At 66.2% G+C, this 15240-nt stretch carries 14 protein-coding genes; 12 read left to right on the forward strand and 2 right to left on the reverse strand.

Features of this window, described 5'->3' with window-relative positions:
* The first annotated feature begins 44 nt into the window (after positions 1-44).
* The 4 genes from VSR71_RS12365 (at position 45) to VSR71_RS12380 (ending at position 3907) form a co-directional block, all read left to right on the forward strand.
* On the forward strand, positions 45-956 hold the full coding sequence (locus tag VSR71_RS12365) for an SDR family NAD(P)-dependent oxidoreductase (RefSeq protein WP_342914143.1): 912 nt from the start codon (positions 45-47) through the stop codon (positions 954-956).
* A gap of 80 nt (positions 957-1036) precedes the next feature.
* Positions 1037-2242: an acyl-CoA dehydrogenase family protein gene (locus VSR71_RS12370; protein ID WP_342914144.1), complete on the forward strand. Its 1206-nt coding sequence runs from the start codon at positions 1037-1039 to the stop codon at positions 2240-2242.
* Between the two features lie 34 nt (positions 2243-2276).
* Positions 2277-3443: an acyl-CoA dehydrogenase family protein gene (locus VSR71_RS12375; RefSeq protein WP_342914145.1), complete on the forward strand. Its 1167-nt coding sequence runs from the start codon at positions 2277-2279 to the stop codon at positions 3441-3443.
* An 8-nt stretch (positions 3444-3451) separates the two neighbouring features.
* Positions 3452-3907 (forward strand): MaoC family dehydratase, encoded by a 456-nt coding sequence (locus VSR71_RS12380; RefSeq protein WP_342914146.1) that lies wholly within the window; start codon positions 3452-3454, stop codon positions 3905-3907.
* A gap of 546 nt (positions 3908-4453) precedes the next feature.
* Here the strand turns inward: VSR71_RS12380 and VSR71_RS12385 are convergent.
* Positions 4454-5605 carry an acyl-CoA dehydrogenase family protein gene (locus VSR71_RS12385; RefSeq protein WP_342914147.1) on the reverse strand — a complete coding sequence of 384 codons (1152 nt, stop codon included), beginning with the start codon at positions 5603-5605 and terminating at the stop codon, positions 4454-4456.
* A 45-nt stretch (positions 5606-5650) separates the two neighbouring features.
* A complete protein-coding gene (locus VSR71_RS12390) occupies positions 5651-6628 on the reverse strand; it encodes a tripartite tricarboxylate transporter substrate binding protein (RefSeq protein WP_342914148.1) in 978 nt (325 codons plus the stop codon).
* Positions 6629-6806: 178 nt separating this feature from the next.
* Between VSR71_RS12390 and VSR71_RS12395 the strand changes: the two genes are divergently transcribed.
* The 8 genes from VSR71_RS12395 (at position 6807) to VSR71_RS12430 (ending at position 15193) form a co-directional block, all read left to right on the forward strand.
* Positions 6807-7472, forward strand: a complete 666-nt coding sequence (locus VSR71_RS12395; RefSeq protein ID WP_342914149.1) for a TetR/AcrR family transcriptional regulator — start codon at positions 6807-6809, stop codon at positions 7470-7472.
* Positions 7473-7703: 231 nt separating this feature from the next.
* Positions 7704-9248, forward strand: coding sequence for a class I adenylate-forming enzyme family protein (locus VSR71_RS12400; protein WP_342914150.1), 1545 nt, complete (start codon positions 7704-7706; stop codon positions 9246-9248).
* Positions 9245-10423, forward strand: coding sequence for a thiolase family protein (locus VSR71_RS12405; RefSeq protein WP_342914151.1), 1179 nt, complete (start codon positions 9245-9247; stop codon positions 10421-10423). The genes VSR71_RS12400 and VSR71_RS12405 overlap by 4 nt, the downstream gene beginning before the upstream one ends.
* Before the next feature lie 27 nt (positions 10424-10450).
* Positions 10451-11224 (forward strand): enoyl-CoA hydratase/isomerase family protein, encoded by a 774-nt coding sequence (locus VSR71_RS12410; RefSeq protein ID WP_342914152.1) that lies wholly within the window; start codon positions 10451-10453, stop codon positions 11222-11224.
* Positions 11225-11241: 17 nt separating this feature from the next.
* Positions 11242-12030, forward strand: coding sequence for an SDR family NAD(P)-dependent oxidoreductase (locus VSR71_RS12415; protein ID WP_342914153.1), 789 nt, complete (start codon positions 11242-11244; stop codon positions 12028-12030).
* Between the two features lie 7 nt (positions 12031-12037).
* Complete coding sequence (locus VSR71_RS12420) at positions 12038-12811, forward strand: crotonase/enoyl-CoA hydratase family protein (RefSeq protein WP_342914154.1); 774 nt, start codon at positions 12038-12040, stop codon at positions 12809-12811.
* 79 nt (positions 12812-12890) lie between these two features.
* Entirely contained in the window at positions 12891-13721 is an 831-nt protein-coding gene (locus VSR71_RS12425; RefSeq protein ID WP_342914155.1) for an enoyl-CoA hydratase/isomerase family protein, read from the forward strand.
* A gap of 272 nt (positions 13722-13993) precedes the next feature.
* Entirely contained in the window at positions 13994-15193 is a 1200-nt protein-coding gene (locus VSR71_RS12430) for an acyl-CoA dehydrogenase family protein (protein WP_342914156.1), read from the forward strand.
* Positions 15194-15240 lie beyond the last annotated feature (47 nt).

Consider the following 15240-nt stretch of genomic DNA (forward strand, 5'->3'; position numbering starts at 1 on the left):
ATCCGGTTCCTGAAGAATTCTTTGACCAGTAGTGGAGACACAGCATGAGCTTGCTTGAAGGAAAGGTTGTCATCGTGACCGGCGCGGGCGCCGGTGTGGGCAAGGGCATCGCGATGGAAGCGGCCCGCCAGGGTGCGCGCGTGATCGTGAACGATCTCGGCGTGAACATTGACGGCTCGGGCGGCAGCGCCGGGCCAGCGCAGCAGACCGTGGACGAGATCAAGGCACTGGGTGGCGAAGCCGCGGCCAACACCGACAGCGTTGCGGACTGGGAATCGGCCCAGAAGATCGCCCAGCAGGCCATGGACCTGTACGGACGCATCGACGGCGTGGTGAACAACGCCGGCAACCTGCGCGACGTCATGTTCCACAAGATGACCGAGGAAGAGTTCGACTCCGTGATCCGCGTGCACCTGAAGGGTACGTGGAACGTGTCGCGCGCCGTCGCCCCGCACTTCAAGGCGCAGGAGAGTGGCGCTTACGTGCACATGACGTCGACCTCGGGCCTGATCGGCAATGTTGGCCAAGCCAACTACGCCGCCGCCAAAATGGGCATTGTGGGCCTGTCGAAGTCGATTGCGCTCGACATGAAGAAGTTCAACGTGCGCTCGAACTGCATCGCGCCGTTCGCGTTCACGCGCATGGTGGGCAGCATCCCGGCCAACACGCCGGAAGCCGAAGCGCGCATGAAGATCCACATGCGCATGGAGCCGGGCAAGATCGCGCCGTTCACGCTGGCGCTGCTGACGGACCAGGCCAAGGACGTCAACGGCCAGATTTTCGGTGTGCGCAGCAACGAGATCTACCTGATCTCGCAGCCGCGCCCGATTCGCACCGCCCACAACGACCAGGGCTGGACGGTGGAGAGCTGCCTGGAGCGTGCGATCCCGATGTTCCGGCCGTCGCTGTTCCCGCTGGATCTCTCGCGCGACGCGTTCGCCTGGGACCCGGTCTGAGCATTGCCACGGGTGGGATAGCAGCTGGCGGCCGGCCGCGGGGGGCGGCTGGCCGCCATGGTGGATGACAAGGAACAGATATGGATTTTCAGCCTGACCTCAGCCTGGAGGCGTTCCGCGAAGACGTGCGCGCCTTCCTGCGCGACAAGCTGCCGGCCGACCTGGCCGGCCGTCCGCGTATCGGCACCCGCTCGCCGCGCGAGGAACTGGCGCGCTGGCAGCGCATTCTCAACGAGCAGGGCTGGGGAGCGCCGTACTGGTCGAAGGCCCACGGTGGCACCGGATGGACCGTGCTGGAACGCCTGGCGTTCGACGAGGAATGCACCGCCGCAGGCGCGCCGACGCAGGACGTGGGCGCCCAGAAGCTGCTCGGCCCCGTGCTCAACGAGTTCGCCACGCCCGAGCAGAAGTCCGAGCACCTGCCGCACATCTTCGGCGGCACACGTACCTGGTGCCAGGGCTTTTCCGAACCCGGCTCGGGTTCCGACCTGGCTTCGCTGCGCACGTCGGCCGTGCGCGACGGTGACGAGTACGTGATCAATGGCCAAAAGATCTGGACCAGCCATGGCCACCGCGCCGACTGGATCTTCCTGCTGGTGCGGACCAACACCGAGGTCAAGAAACAGGCCGGCATCAGCTTCCTGCTCGTGGACATGAAGACGCCGGGCATCACCGTCCGTCCGATCCACACCATCGACGGTTGCCACCATCTGAACGAGACCTTCTTCGACAACGTGCGCGTGCCGGTGAAGAACCTGGTCGGCGCCGAAGGCGACGGCTGGAAGATCACCAAGTTCCTGCTGAACAACGAACACGCTGCCGCAGCCGACCTGCCGATGCTGCGGCGCTACATGCGCCAGATCCGCAGCCTTGCACGGCAACGCGACGCCGAAGGCCGCGCGCTGATCGAGCGCCCGCATATCGCGCAGCAGGCCGCCCGCTTCGAAGCCGAGCTGAACGCTATCGCCATGCTGGTGCAGCGCGTGGCCGCGCTGGAGCAGGCCGAGGACCACAGTCCCGCCGCGCATGCGCTCGGTTCGATGTTGAAAGTCCGCGGCACGGAACTGCAGCAGCGCATGAGCTGCTTTGTCGTGGAAGCGCTCGGCGACTACGGCCCGGTGGCATACGCCTCGCCTGAGGGCGAGGCCGACGCCAAACCGCTGCCGATGCAGGAGGTGGCGCGCGGCATGGCCAACGAACTGTTCTTCCGCCGGGCCTCGACCATCTACGGCGGCACCAGCGAAGTCCAGCGCGGCATTATCGCCCGCGCCCTGTTCCAACTCTGACGTCCCGACGCACGTCTCCTGGCACATAACGATCATGAACTTCAATCTCACCTCCGAGCAGCAGATGCTGCAGGACAGCGTGGCCCGCTTCGTCGAGAAGGACTATGACTTCGAGGCGCGCACCGCGCTGGTCAAGGCGGGTTCGCGCTGCGACGCGAAGCACTGGAATACCTTTGCCAACAACGGCTGGCTCGCCGCCGCGCTGCCGGAAGAGCAGGGCGGCCTCGGCGGCACGCTGCTCGACACCGTGCTGATCGCGGGGCAGTTTGGCCGCGGCCTCGTCATCGAGCCGTACCTCGGTTGCGCCGTGGCCGCGGCACAGACGCTGTTGGCCGCCGCCACGGCCGCCCAGCGCGATGTGCTGCTGCCGGCGCTGGCCGACGGTTCGCGCAAGATTGCGCTGGCGTACAGTGAAGCCGGCACGCGCGGCCTGCCGGCGCCGGTATCCACGCATGCCGACGCCGCGCCGGGCGGCTACGTCCTGAACGGCGTCAAGACCCTCGTGCTTGGCGGCACCGAAGCCGACGCGTTCATCGTCTCGGCCATGACGCCGATCGCGCAGCCGGCCAGCGCGCATGACGGCGGCGAGTTGCGGCTGTTCGTGGTGGATGCCGATGCGCCTGGCGTCAAGCGCCGCGCGCTGCCGCTGCATGACGGCACTTGGGCTGCTGAAGTGACGTTCGACGGCGTCGCCGTCAATGCCGACGCACTGCTCGGCGAACCGGGCACGGGCCTGGCCGCGCTGCGGCAAGGCCTGCTGCATGGCACCGCCGCTTTGTGCGCGGAACTCGTGGGCGCGATGGAAAAGACCATCGAGATCACATCCGAATACCTGAAGGTGCGCCAACAGTTCGGCGTGCCCATCGGCAGCTTCCAGGCCCTCCAGCACCGCATGGCGGACATGGCGGCCGAGATGGAAGTCGCGCGCTCGATGCTGTACGCGCTGCTGGCCGCGGTCGAAACCGGCACGCCGGAAGTCGTCCAGCGCACGATGTCACAGGCCAAGGCCCTGATCGGCCGCGCCGCCAAGTATGTATGCGGCCAGGGCATCCAGCTCCATGGCGGCATCGGCATGACCGAAGAGTACACGGTCGGTCACTACTTCAAGCGCGCGGTGGTAGCCGATGCGCTCTTCGGCAACGCCGACCTGCACGAAGCGCTGGTCGCCCAGGCGTTGCAGCAATCCCTGACCACGGAATGAGAACCAGCATGAAAGTCTACGAAAAAATCAGCGACCTGCAGCCTCTGGTGGGCGAAATCATCGGCACGAGCGAGTGGGTGATCATCGAGCAAGGCCGCATCAACCAGTTCGCCGACGCCACCGGCGACCACCAGTGGATCCACGTCGACGTGGAACGCGCCAAGTCCGGCCCGTTCGGCGTGCCGATCGCGCACGGCTTCCTGACGCTGAGCCTGCTGCCCGAACTCACCAACACGGCGTATCGCGTAAGCGAAACGCGCACGGGCGTGAACTACGGGCTCGACAAGGTACGCTTTCCGGCGCCGGTTCCGGTGAACAGCCGGCTGCGTGCGCAGTTCAAGCTGCTGTCGTACGAGCCGCTGGAGGGCGGTGGTGCCCAGACCAAGGTGGAGATGATTGTTGAACGTGAGGGCGGGCAGCGGCCGGTTTGTATTGCGGAGTCGATTCTCCGGAGGTATCCGTAAGGTTGCTCGTTGGGGCAGCGTTGGCTTTCAGGGCAACGCTGCTCCTTTTTGCCGGCTTCACCGGCGAGTCACTTTCTGTCCGAGCGACAGAAAACAACCAAAGAGCGCGTCGCCTGGCGGCCGGCCATCAACGATGCGCCTCCTGAATTCAAACGGCTTTGGTTTCGCGAAGCGTGGTTGCCCGTTCCAGCCTGCTAACGCGCAGTGAGTCAGGGATGGTGCCTGGCGCCAACCGACTCTTGAACGATCCCCAAGCAGGATGTAGGCAGCCTGCTGCCAGCCTTGTCGGTGGGACGCCTTCGGCTGCGCTGCGCGCCGCTCCTGGTCGGTCAGCGGCGGACATCGGCGTCGTCAGCCTTACTCCTTCCTCCACCCCTGCGGCCACCTCACCTTCATCGCCTCGCCATCCAGCCGATATGTTTGACAGGTGCCCACAATAGCCGGCCGCGGCAATAGTCCAGCAGTTGAACATGACGCGAATGGTTCGCAAGCGCGGGCCCGGCGTATGTGGGCCCGTGCCTGGCTTCTCTCCGACGTGCGACTGGATCAGGCCGACATCAGGCTGCGCGCGATGATCACCTTCTGGATGTGGCTCGTCCCTTCGTAGATCCTGGTCACGCGCGCGTCCCGGTAGTAGCGTTCGACCGGGAAATCGCTGAGATAGCCGTAGCCGCCGTGGATCTGCATCGCGCCGGAGCAGACTTTCTCGGCCATGTCGGCGGCGAACAGCTTGGCCATCGATGCTTCCTTGCTGCACGGAACACCGGCGTCGTGCATGCGCGCGGCATGTAGCACGAACTGGTGCGCGACTTCGACCTGCGTCGCCATGTCGGCGAGATCGAAGCTCACGCCCTGGAGCCTGATGATCGGCGCGCCGTAGGCTTCGCGTTCCTTCGCGTACTTTACGGCCGCTTCCAGCGCGGCCCGCGCGACGCCGACCGCCAGCGCCGCAATACCGATGCGCCCCTCCGACATGCCGCCAAGCATGCGGCTGTAGGCGGTGCCTTCCTCGCCGAGCAGGTTTTCCACCGGGACACGGTGGTCTTCCAGCTGGATCTGCGCTGTATGGGCGGTATGCTGGCCCATCTTGCTCTCCACGCGCGTGACGTTGTAGCCGGGGCCCTTCGGGTCGACGATGAACCAGCTCGCGCCGTGCTTGCCGGCGGCCTTGTCGGTGATCGCGAGCGCGAAGGCGAACCCTGCCTCGCTGCCGTTGGAGATGAACTGCTTGGTGCCGTTGAGCACGTAGTGGTCACCTTCGCGGCGTGCGGTGGTGCGGAACGCCGAGGTGTCGGAGCCGGCCTGCGGCTCGGTCCACAGGCCGCAGCCGATGGTCTCGCCGCTGGCCAGGGCTGGCAGGTACCTGCGCTTCTGCGCCTCGGTGCCGTAGCGCGCGAGCTTGCCGCCCATGCCGTTATGGACATGGATGATGGTGGCGAAGCCGGCATCGGCGGCGGCGAACTCCTCGAGCGCAAGGCAGTACTCGGTGAAGGTCGATTTGCTGCCGCCGTACTCCTCGGGGATGTGCATGCCAAGGAAGCCGAGCTCGCCGACCGTCCTGAGCTCGTCGCGCGGCCAGGCGCTGGTGCGGTCCCGCTCCGCGGCGGTGGCGGCGACGACTTCGGTGGCGACCTTGCGGGCGGAGTCGCGGATCATGATCTCCTGCTCGCTGAGCAGGGCTGCTGTGGTATCGGTCATTGCTGTTCCGTCGAGTCAAAATGAAATCTTTGCGTCCGCGGCCGGCTATTGGGCTTCAATGCCGGCAAGGGAAATCAGGCGTTGCCACATCTGCTGGTCGTCCCGGATCGCCCGGGCGAGTTCGGGGCCGGACGCCGGCCACGGCAGGCTGCCTTGCCTGGCCAGGAAGTTCTGCGATTCCGCGGAGTTCACGAACTCCAGCGTGTACCGCGACAGCTTCTCGACGATCGCCGGCGGCGTGCCAGCCGGCGCAAACAGGCCGGCCCAACTGCCGACGCGCAAACCGGGGTATCCGGCTTCCGCCATGGTCGGGGCGCCGCCGATCGCGGGAACGCGTGCGTTGCCGAGCACGGCGAGCACGCGCAGCTTGCCCGACTGGACGTGGGGCAGCACGGTTGCCGCTTCGCTCACGCAATAGTCGACCACGCCGGTCATCACGTCAGGAAGCAGGTTGGCCATGCCCTTGTACGGAACGCTGACCGCGCGGATGCCCGCCGCTTCATTAAAGGCAGCCATCGCCACCTGGGAAGGCGCGGCAGCCGTGCCGAAGTTGAGCTTGCCCGGTTGCGCGCGAGCCGCGGTGACCAGTTCGGCAAGCGTTTGGTACGGCGAGGACGCCGGTACGGCGATCACCATCGGCAGTGACATGAAGCGTGCGATCGGGATGAAGTCCTTGAGCGGGGTATAGGGCAGCTTCTTGAAGAGATACGGATTGGCGGACATCGCGCCAGACGAGGCCATCAGCAGCGTATAGCCGTCCGGTGCGGCCTTGGCCACATAGTCGGTGCCGATGATCATGTTGCCGCCCGGCCGGTTTTCCACGATGAACGGTTGCCCGAGCTTCTGGCCGAGATGCTGCGCCAGCAGCCGCAGGTAGTTGTCGACACTGGTACCCGGACTGGCCGGTGACACGATCTTGACGAGCCGCTCGGGATAGTTCTGCGCCATGGCAGGTGGGGCCAGCGCGAGGGATGCGGCCAGTATCGTCAGGGTCCGCCTTGCCAGGTCTGCTAGTCGTTGCATCTTGTCTCCTTTTATAGGTTTGCTTGGCCGTCCGGCACGGGCACGACGGCATCCTCAGAATACTAAGATACTTGCTAACGACAAGCAAGAAAATAGCCTGGCGCCGGTATTCGGCAAGTCCGACACGAAGGGTGGGGTGCTATCATGCAGCACAAATCGTTTCCCGATCCCCGCCGATATGGACCCGGCCACCACTACTCAAGCAGCAAAACCACGCCGTACCCAGCATGAACGCCGCGCCGAGGCGGAGCGCCGGGTGCTTGACGCCGCGCTCGAGCTTGTCGTCGAGAAAGGCGTGGTGCGTATGACGCTTGGCGAGGTGGGCGAGCGTGCCGGTTACAGCCGCGGCCTGGCGGCACATCACTACGGCAGCAAGGAAGGGCTGCTCAAGGCACTGATCGTCGATATTGTCGAGGAGTTCCGCGACGCGCGGCTTGCGACCAATATGCAGCCGGGCCTCGATTCGGTGCTTGGAACGATGCGGATGTACCTGGACCGTTCGGGCAGCCGCGACCGCGGGCTGCTTGCCATGCACGTCCTTTTCTCAGATGTATTCGTTTCCGGCGGAGAACTGGCCACGGCGCTCGAAGCGTTCACCGATTCGACGCTCACGCACTTCCGCAAGGAGATTCGCACCGGCATCCGTCGCGGAGAGATTCGCGAGGACGTCGATGCCGCGGCGCAGGCCGCGATGATCCTCGGCGTGCTGCGCGGGGTATCGGCGCAGTTCTATCTCGGTACCCCATCCAAGAACTGGAAGCGCACGCGGGACGTGGCGCTCCATGCCGTGGAGCGGGAACTGCGTCCCGACGACCACAAAAAAGGTCCCGACCCGCGGGCCTGACTCAGGCGTTCTGCCTATCGGCCGCGCAATCCGCGGCCACGCCGCCTTGACGGCGCTCGACCTGTTTCCGTCTCCCTCATAAGGCGCTTTTCGCCGATATGCCCGCGTGCGGCCGAATTTCATCCTTCAACATACTTGCTATCGACAAGCAACTAAGTAGAATGGCATGCAGCATGGCCGGTGACGCCGTTGGCGAAAGGCCTTTGCAATTCATCAGCCAGAGGAGGAGACATGAACCAGACGAGCCCGAGGGGCATCGAGCGTTGGGCGATCGAAAGGCCGGACGGCGTGGCCATCGTGGAAGGGGAGCACAGCCTGACCTGGGCCCAGCTCGACGACCTTGCCAATCGCGTGGCGAACGCATTGCAGGCGCGTGGCGTGGTCGCGAGCGACATCGTCATGGTGCGCACGCGCCCGCGCACCGAATGGGCTGTAATCGCCGGGGCCATTGCGAAGCTGGGTTGCTCGATGCTGGGGCTCAACTACCGGTTGACACCGGCGGAAGGCCGGCATGTGATCGAAGACAGCCGCGCAACAATCCTGGTCTGCGACGACGCCGATCCGGCGCCGTTGGCGCCCCTGGTGAAGCCTCCTGTCAGGCTCGCCGTTTCGATCGACACGCCCGCGGACGGTTTCATCTCCTACGCCGATCTGCTCAAGGGCAGCCCGGACAAGCACTATGCCAAGGCCGATCCGCGCCTGATCATCTACACCTCGGGGACAACGGGCATGCCCAAGGGCATCGTCATGAACCAGAGCGCCGGCGCGAACGAGCAGACGATGCGCGAGTTCCTGGAAGGGCGCGACGGCTACGTGCGCTTCTCTGACCGCGACGCGACGCTGATCAACATGCCGTTCCACCATGCGGCCGGCCCGGCCCAGTTCTGGACGTCGGTGCGCCAGGGAAACAAGGTGGTGCTGCAGCGCCGCTTCAACCCCGAGGAGGCGCTGGAGTTGATCGCACGGCACCGCATCAGCCACTGGACGGCCGTGCCAACCATGTTCAAGCGCATTGCCGCGCTGCCGGCAGAGGTGCTGACCGCCGCCGACGTGTCGTCCATCGGCCAGATCCGCATCGGCACGGCGCCGGTGCCGCTGGAGTTGAAGACCTGGATCCTCGACTACTTCGGCGACGACGTTCTCCATGAAGTCTATGGCGCGAGCGAATGCGGCCTGGTCACCACGTTGCCGCCGTCGATGCAACGCAAGAAGCCGGGTTCGTGCGGCCACCTGCTTCCGCACGTGCAGCTCGAAGTGCGCGATGCGCAGGGCAACAGCCTGCCGGTGGGGCAGCAGGGCGAGTTGTGGGTAAGGACGCCCGTGGCGATCCGCAGCTACCTGAACGCGCCGCCGCTCGGCCCCGACACGCTCGATGCCGCCGGCTTCTTCAGGACCGGCGACGTCGGTTACATGGACGAAGACGGCTACGTGTTCATCACCGACCGGGCCAAGGACATGATCATTTCCGGCGGCGTGAACATCTTCCCCGCCGAGATCGAAGCCGCGCTTCAGAAGCACCCCGCAGTCCTCGACGCCGCGGTCATTGGCATTCCCGACGACGAATTCGGTGAACAAGTGCTGGCGTTCTGCGAACTCAAGCCCGGCCAGCAGGCCGACGAAGCGACGCTGCTCGCGCATTGCGTGCCGCTGCTGGCGTCGTACAAGCGGCCGCGCCGCATCCGGTTCATGCAGGAGCTGCCGCGCAACCCGATGGGCAAGCTGCTGAAGCGCGAACTCAGAGAACCATATTGGAAAGGAAGGGAGAGACAGGTATGAGCAACCAGTGCGCAATCATCGGCGTCGGCATGACGCCATTCGGGAAGTTCCCTGAAATGTCCGTTCGCGAGCTGGCCCAGTTGGCAATCACGGCCGCGCTCGGGGATGCGGGCATCGCGCCCGCGCAGGTGGATCAGGTCTATTTCGCCAATGCGGTGGCGGGGCTGATCACCGGGCAGGAGATGGTGCGCGGCCAGGCCGCGCTGCGCTTCGCCGGCCTGGCCGGCAAGCCGATCATCAACGTCGAGAATGCCTGCGCCTCGGGCAGCACCGCGTTCTGGCTCGCTTGCAACGCGATCCGCAGCGGACAGGCGCAAGTGGCCATCGCCATGGGTGCCGAACGCATGACCCATGCCGACAAGACCCTGTCGCTGCGCGCGCTTGCCACGGCGGTCGACCTCGAGGAGAAGCAGCCCGAGCACATGGGCAAGGGCAGCGGCTCGGTGTTCATGGACCATTACGCCGAGAAGACGCGCAAGTACATGGCGGCCACGGGTGCGACGCGCGAGGACATCGCGCAGATCGTGGTCAAGAGCCGCCACGCGGCGTCGCTCAACCCGGTGGCGCAGTTCCGCAACGAGACCACCGTCGAGGAAGTGCTGGGCAGCCGCGTGATCAGCGATCCGCTGACGCTGCAGATGTGTTCGTCGATCGGCGACGGCGCCGCCGCGGTGGTGCTGTGTTCACCGGAATTCGCGCGCAAGCATGGCGTTGCCGCGCCGGTCTGGGTGGGCGCCTCGGTGCTGCTGTCGGGCGACCCCGAAGGCCAGATGGAGCACAGCGCCATCCGTGCGACCAAGGCGGCCTATGAGCAGGCCGGCGTGTCGCCGACCGACGTGCACGTGGTCGAGCTGCACGACGCCTCCGCGCCCGCCGAGCTGATGTACTACGAGACGCTCGGCCTGTGCCCGTCGGGCGAGGGCCCGGCGCTGCTGCGCAGCGGCGCCACCGGTCTGAACGGCAAGGTCTCGGTGAACCCGAGCGGCGGCCTGCTGAGCAAGGGCCATCCGATCGCCGCGACGGGCGCGGCGCAGATCGTCGAACTCACGCAGCAGCTGCGTGGCCAGAGCGGGCCGCGCCAGCGCGAGGGCGCCAGGGTGGCGCTGGCCGAGAACGCCGGCGGCTCCGTGGGCCAGGACGGCGCAGCGGCCGTGGCGACCATCCTTCATACCTGATAGCAGAAGAATAGTGGAGACAACAGAATGAGTTTCGTACCCACCGTGGTTGGCTCGGTCGCGTGGATCACCCTTGACCGCCCACAAGCGCTCAACAGCATGACGCCCGCAATGGTCGAAGGCATGACCGCGCAGCTCAAGGCGTGGCGCGATGACCCGGCCGTGCGCGTGCTGGCGTTCACCGGCACCGGAGAGCGCGCGTTCTGCACCGGCGCCGACCTGAAGGGCGCCAAGTCCACGACCGAGCCGGGCGAGCGTGACTCGCTCGACAACATCGTCGAGTTCTTCACCACGCTGCGCACCTTTCCGAAGCCCGTGATGGCCGTCGTCAATGGCCTGGCGCTGGCCGGCGGCATGGAACTGGTGCTGTCCTGCGACATCGTGCTCGCCGCCGACACCGCCCGCCTTGGCGACGCGCATTCGAACTTCGGCGTGTTCCCGGGTGGCGGCGGCGCGGCGATCCTGCCGCGCAAGGTGCCGGCAAACGTCGCGAACTACCTGCTGTTCACGGGTGATTCGCTGAGCGCCGCCGACATGCGCATGGTCGGCCTCGTCAACGAGGTGCTGCCCGCCGCCGAACTGCTCGGGCGCGCACAGGCGCTCGGCGAGAAGCTGGCGAAGAAGAGCCCGCTGGTGCTGACCCGCATGAAGCGCGTGGCCAGCGAAAGCGCCGACAAGTCCCTGGCCGACGCGCTGCGCCACGAAGTGCTCGAGCTGCGCGACCACAAGCGCTCGTGGGACATCCAGGAAGGTTTGCGCGCATTCGTCGAGAAGCGCGAGCCGCAATTCAAGGGCTACTGAACAAGGAGACAACAGCCATGAACGATATTCTGAATCTTTCCGGCAAGGTCGCGCTGGTGACCGGTGCCGGCCAGGGTGTGGGCGAGCAGATCGCACGTCAATTCGCCGACCATGACGCGACCGTCATCGTCAACGATTTCCATCTCGAACGCGCCGAAGTGGTGGCCGCGTCGATCCGCGAAGGCGGCGGCAAGGCCTTTGCAGTGCAGGCCGACGTGTCGGATCCGCACAGCGTCAAGCGCATGGTCGACAAGGCGGCCGAACTCGCGGGCCCGGTCGACGTGCTCGTGAACAATGCCGGCAACAACGGCGCGGCACCGTCGGCGGATATCCGCAAGCCGTTCTGGGAGCACGGCCGCGAGGTATGGAACAGCGCCGTCGAGGTCAACTTCTACGGTGTGATCCACTGCGCCAGCGCCTGCATTGCCAGCATGATCGAACGCAAGGGCGGCCGCATCATCACGATCATCTCCGACGCGGGCCGTGTAGGCGAGCCGGGCATGGAGATCTACTCGGGTGCCAAGGCCGGCGCGGCGGGCTTCATGCGCGGCATTGCACGCACGCTGGGCCGCCACCAGATCACGGCCAACTGCGTGGCGATCTCCGCCACGGCCACGCCGTTCACCGAAAAGGCCCTTTCGGCCGATCCGGAGCGCCTCAAGAAGATGATGGAGAAGTACGTGATCCGCCGCCCGGGCCGGCCTGACGACGTGGCGAACATGGTTTTGTTCCTCGCTTCGGACGCCAGCTCGTGGATCACCGGCCAGACCTATGCGGTCAACGGCGGTTTCTCCTTCGGCCTGTGAGGCACGCATGACCGACAGCGCGCAGAACATCGTCGTCGAGCGACGCGGACCGCTGCTCATCGTCACGCTGAACCGGCCGGGAGCGAAGAACGCCGTCGACGCCGCCACGGCTGCGCAGATGAACGCAGCGATGGATCTGCTGGATGAGGATGACAGCCTGTTCATCGGCATCCTGACCGGCAGCGGCGGCAACTTCTGCACCGGAGGCGACCTGAAGGCGGCAGCGCGCGGCGAGCGACTGAGCACCGACGACCGGGGCCTGTTTGGCCTGTTCGAGCGCCCGCCGCGCAAGCCGCTGATTGCGGCGGTGGAAGGTTACGCCGTTGGCGGCGGCCTGGAGATCTGCCTGGCGTGCGACCTGATCGTGGCATCGCGGTCGGCCCGCATGGGACTGCCGGAAGTGCGCCACAGCGTGATCGCCCTCGGTGGCGGCCTGTTCCGCCTGCCTAGGCGCATTCCGTATCACGTGGCGATGGAGCTGGTGCTGAGCGGAGAGATCCGGGACGCGTCGTTCTTCCATCAGCACGGGTTGTTGAATCGCCTGGTGGAGCCCGGCGCCGCCTTGCAGGAGGCAATTTCGCTCGCCGAGGGGCTGCTGGCCAACGCACCGCTCGCGCTCGCCGCCAGCAAGGAGGTGGTCAGCCGCAGCGCCGACTGGACCGACGAGGAGGCGTGGCGCCTGCAGGCGCCGATCGCCGCGCGCGTGCTCCAGTCCGAGGACCGCCGCGAAGGCCTGGCCGCGTTTGCCGAGAAGCGCAAGCCCCGCTGGTGCGGCCGCTAAGCGCACCGCACTGCCCACATCCCGGCCGACACGGATCTACGCCGGCCGGGATGGCATTCGAATTCACCAAGGAACAACCATGGAAACCCGCGATATCCAGCTTCGCCACTCCCTGCTTCGCATCGGGAATGGCGTTGCGGAGCTGACCCACCAGCAGCCGGCCAGCCGCAACGCATTCTCGAACGAGTTGCGTGCGGACTATTTCGACATGCTCGACCAGGTCGAGGCCGACCGAAGCGTGCGGGTACTGATCATCACGGGGTCGGGCGGCAGCTTCTGTGCCGGCGGCGACCTCAAGTCCGTCAAGCGCATGCAGGAGGAAGCCGGTCCCGACACCAGCGGCCCGGAACTGATGTGCCGGCGCGTGCGCACCTCGCATCAATGGTTGCGGCGCCTGCGCAGCCTGGAGATTCCGGTGATCGCCGCGGTGGATGGACCCGCGGCGGGCGCGGGATTCTCGCTGGCGCTGGTAGCCGACTTCGTCCTTGCCTCCGACCGGGCGTTTTTCTCGATGTCGTTCTCGAAAATCGGCCTGGTGCCTGACATGGGCGCGCTGTATGAGCTCCCGCGCGTGGTGGGGCTTTCGCTGGCCAAGGAGCTGATGTTCACGGCTCGCCGCCTGTCGGCGGCCGAGGCGAAGGCGGTCGGCATGGTGCATGCGATCCATCCGGCCGACAGCCTGGTGGATGAAGCGCGGAAGTTTGCCGCGCGACTGGTGCCAGCTCCGCGCACGGCGATTGCGCTGACCAAGCGGCTGCTGAATCGATCGTTCGAGACGCCGTACGAAACCATGCTTGAACTTGAGAGCCAGGCGCAAGGGGTGGCTTCGGCCACGGCGTTTCATGCAGAGGCAATTGCGGCGTTTGTGGGGGGAACGGCAGGGGGATTTGATTGGGAGAAGGGGAGGTGATTTGCCAGGCATGCCGGCGGGTGCTGCCTGCAGGCCAACCCCCCTGATGTCGCTGCGCAGGCGCATGAAAGTCCACGTGACCCGGGGGATTTCATACCGCCAGACCGCGCGCATATGTCAGACGGCTTGCAATCAACAGCTGCTTCAAACCTGGCGGCACCTATCGCCACCAGTGGCGGGGGGCGCCAGCAACCACCCCAACCCTTAAGGTGTCACCATCCGGCAAGCCGCGTCCGCGGCGCCGCCGCCACGCAAGATGGAGAGCGAATCAGATGGACTTCCGACCCGACCCCAACCTCGCCGAGTTCCGCCAGCAGGTGCGCGACTTGCTGCGCGAGCATATGCCGGCCGACCTGCCGCGCCGCGCGCATGGCATGCGCTCGCCGCGCGATACGCTGATGCAGTGCCAACGCGTGCTCAATGCGCATGGCTGGGGTGCACCGTACTGGCCCGCCGAACACGGCGGCACAGGCTGGACCGTGGCGCAGCGGCTGGCATTTGACGAGGAGTGCGCGCTGGCCGGTACGCCGTCGCAGGACGCCTTCGCACAGAAACTCGTCGGGCCAGTGCTGAACCATTTCGGCACGCCGGGGCAGAAGGAAGAGCACATCGGCGCGATCCTGCGTGGCGAGCGCCTGTGGTGCCAGGGCTTCTCCGAGCCGGGCTCGGGTTCCGACCTGGCCTCGTTGCGCACGCAGGCTGTGCGCGATGGCGACCATTACGTCATCAACGGCCAGAAGATCTGGACCAGCTACGCCCACCATGCCGACTGGATCTTCCTGCTGGTGCGCACCGGCAACAGCGAAAAGAAGCAGGCCGGCATCACCTTCATCCTGGTGGACATGAAGACGCCCGGCATCACCGTGCGTCCCATCATCAGCATCGACGGCTGCCACCACCTGAACGAGACCTTCTTCGACAACGTGCGCGTGCCGGTCGGCAACCTGATCGGCGAGGAAGGCGGCGGCTGGAAGGTGACCAAGTTCCTGCTGAACAATGAACACGCCACCACGGCGGACCTGCCCACGCTGCGCCGCCTGCAGCGCCAGCTCCGCGCGTTCGCCGCGGCACCGTCGGCTGGCGCCACGCTGGGCGCGCAGCCCCAGTTCGCGCAGCGCCTGGCGCGTCACGAGGCCGAGCTGGAAGCCATGACGGTGATGGTCCAGCGCGTCGCGGCGATGGAGCAGGCGGGCGACCATAGCCCTGCCGCGCATGCGCTGGGATCGATGCTGAAGATCCGCGGCACCGAGCTGCAGCAGCAAATGGGGCAGTTCGCGATCGAAAGCATGGGCGACTATGGCCCGGTGTCGTATCCGGCCAGCCACGACGGCCACGCCGGCGAGCCGCTGCCGATGCAGGACCTGATGCAGGACATCGCCATGGAAGCGTTCTTCCGCCGCGCCACCACGATCTACGGTGGCACCAGCGAAATCCAGCGTGGCATCATCGCCAAGACGAAGTTCAGGTTCTGATCGATATCCGGCTAGGCGCGCCGCCTCCTTGCATGGAAGCGGCACGC

The organism is Cupriavidus oxalaticus (assembly GCF_038900635.1).
In the GTDB taxonomy this organism is placed as follows: Bacteria; Pseudomonadota; Gammaproteobacteria; order Burkholderiales; family Burkholderiaceae; genus Cupriavidus; species Cupriavidus oxalaticus_B.

What these genes read in the sequence shown, in the direction of transcription:
- VSR71_RS12425 (WP_342914155.1), top strand. Translation starts at nt 12,891, where the DNA reads ATGGAAACCCGCGATATCCAGCTTCGCCACTCCCTGCTTCGCATCGGG.
- VSR71_RS12385 (WP_342914147.1), bottom strand. Translation starts at nt 5,605, where the DNA reads ATGACCGATACCACAGCAGCCCTGCTCAGCGAGCAGGAGATCATGATC.
- VSR71_RS12395 (WP_342914149.1), top strand. Translation starts at nt 6,807, where the DNA reads ATGGACCCGGCCACCACTACTCAAGCAGCAAAACCACGCCGTACCCAG.
- VSR71_RS12375 (WP_342914145.1), top strand. Translation starts at nt 2,277, where the DNA reads ATGAACTTCAATCTCACCTCCGAGCAGCAGATGCTGCAGGACAGCGTG.
- VSR71_RS12415 (WP_342914153.1), top strand. Translation starts at nt 11,242, where the DNA reads ATGAACGATATTCTGAATCTTTCCGGCAAGGTCGCGCTGGTGACCGGT.
- VSR71_RS12380 (WP_342914146.1), top strand. Translation starts at nt 3,452, where the DNA reads ATGAAAGTCTACGAAAAAATCAGCGACCTGCAGCCTCTGGTGGGCGAA.
- VSR71_RS12420 (WP_342914154.1), top strand. Translation starts at nt 12,038, where the DNA reads ATGACCGACAGCGCGCAGAACATCGTCGTCGAGCGACGCGGACCGCTG.
- VSR71_RS12365 (WP_342914143.1), top strand. Translation starts at nt 45, where the DNA reads ATGAGCTTGCTTGAAGGAAAGGTTGTCATCGTGACCGGCGCGGGCGCC.
- VSR71_RS12400 (WP_342914150.1), top strand. Translation starts at nt 7,704, where the DNA reads ATGAACCAGACGAGCCCGAGGGGCATCGAGCGTTGGGCGATCGAAAGG.
- VSR71_RS12410 (WP_342914152.1), top strand. Translation starts at nt 10,451, where the DNA reads ATGAGTTTCGTACCCACCGTGGTTGGCTCGGTCGCGTGGATCACCCTT.
- VSR71_RS12430 (WP_342914156.1), top strand. Translation starts at nt 13,994, where the DNA reads ATGGACTTCCGACCCGACCCCAACCTCGCCGAGTTCCGCCAGCAGGTG.
- VSR71_RS12390 (WP_342914148.1), bottom strand. Translation starts at nt 6,628, where the DNA reads ATGCAACGACTAGCAGACCTGGCAAGGCGGACCCTGACGATACTGGCC.
- VSR71_RS12370 (WP_342914144.1), top strand. Translation starts at nt 1,037, where the DNA reads ATGGATTTTCAGCCTGACCTCAGCCTGGAGGCGTTCCGCGAAGACGTG.
- VSR71_RS12405 (WP_342914151.1), top strand. Translation starts at nt 9,245, where the DNA reads ATGAGCAACCAGTGCGCAATCATCGGCGTCGGCATGACGCCATTCGGG.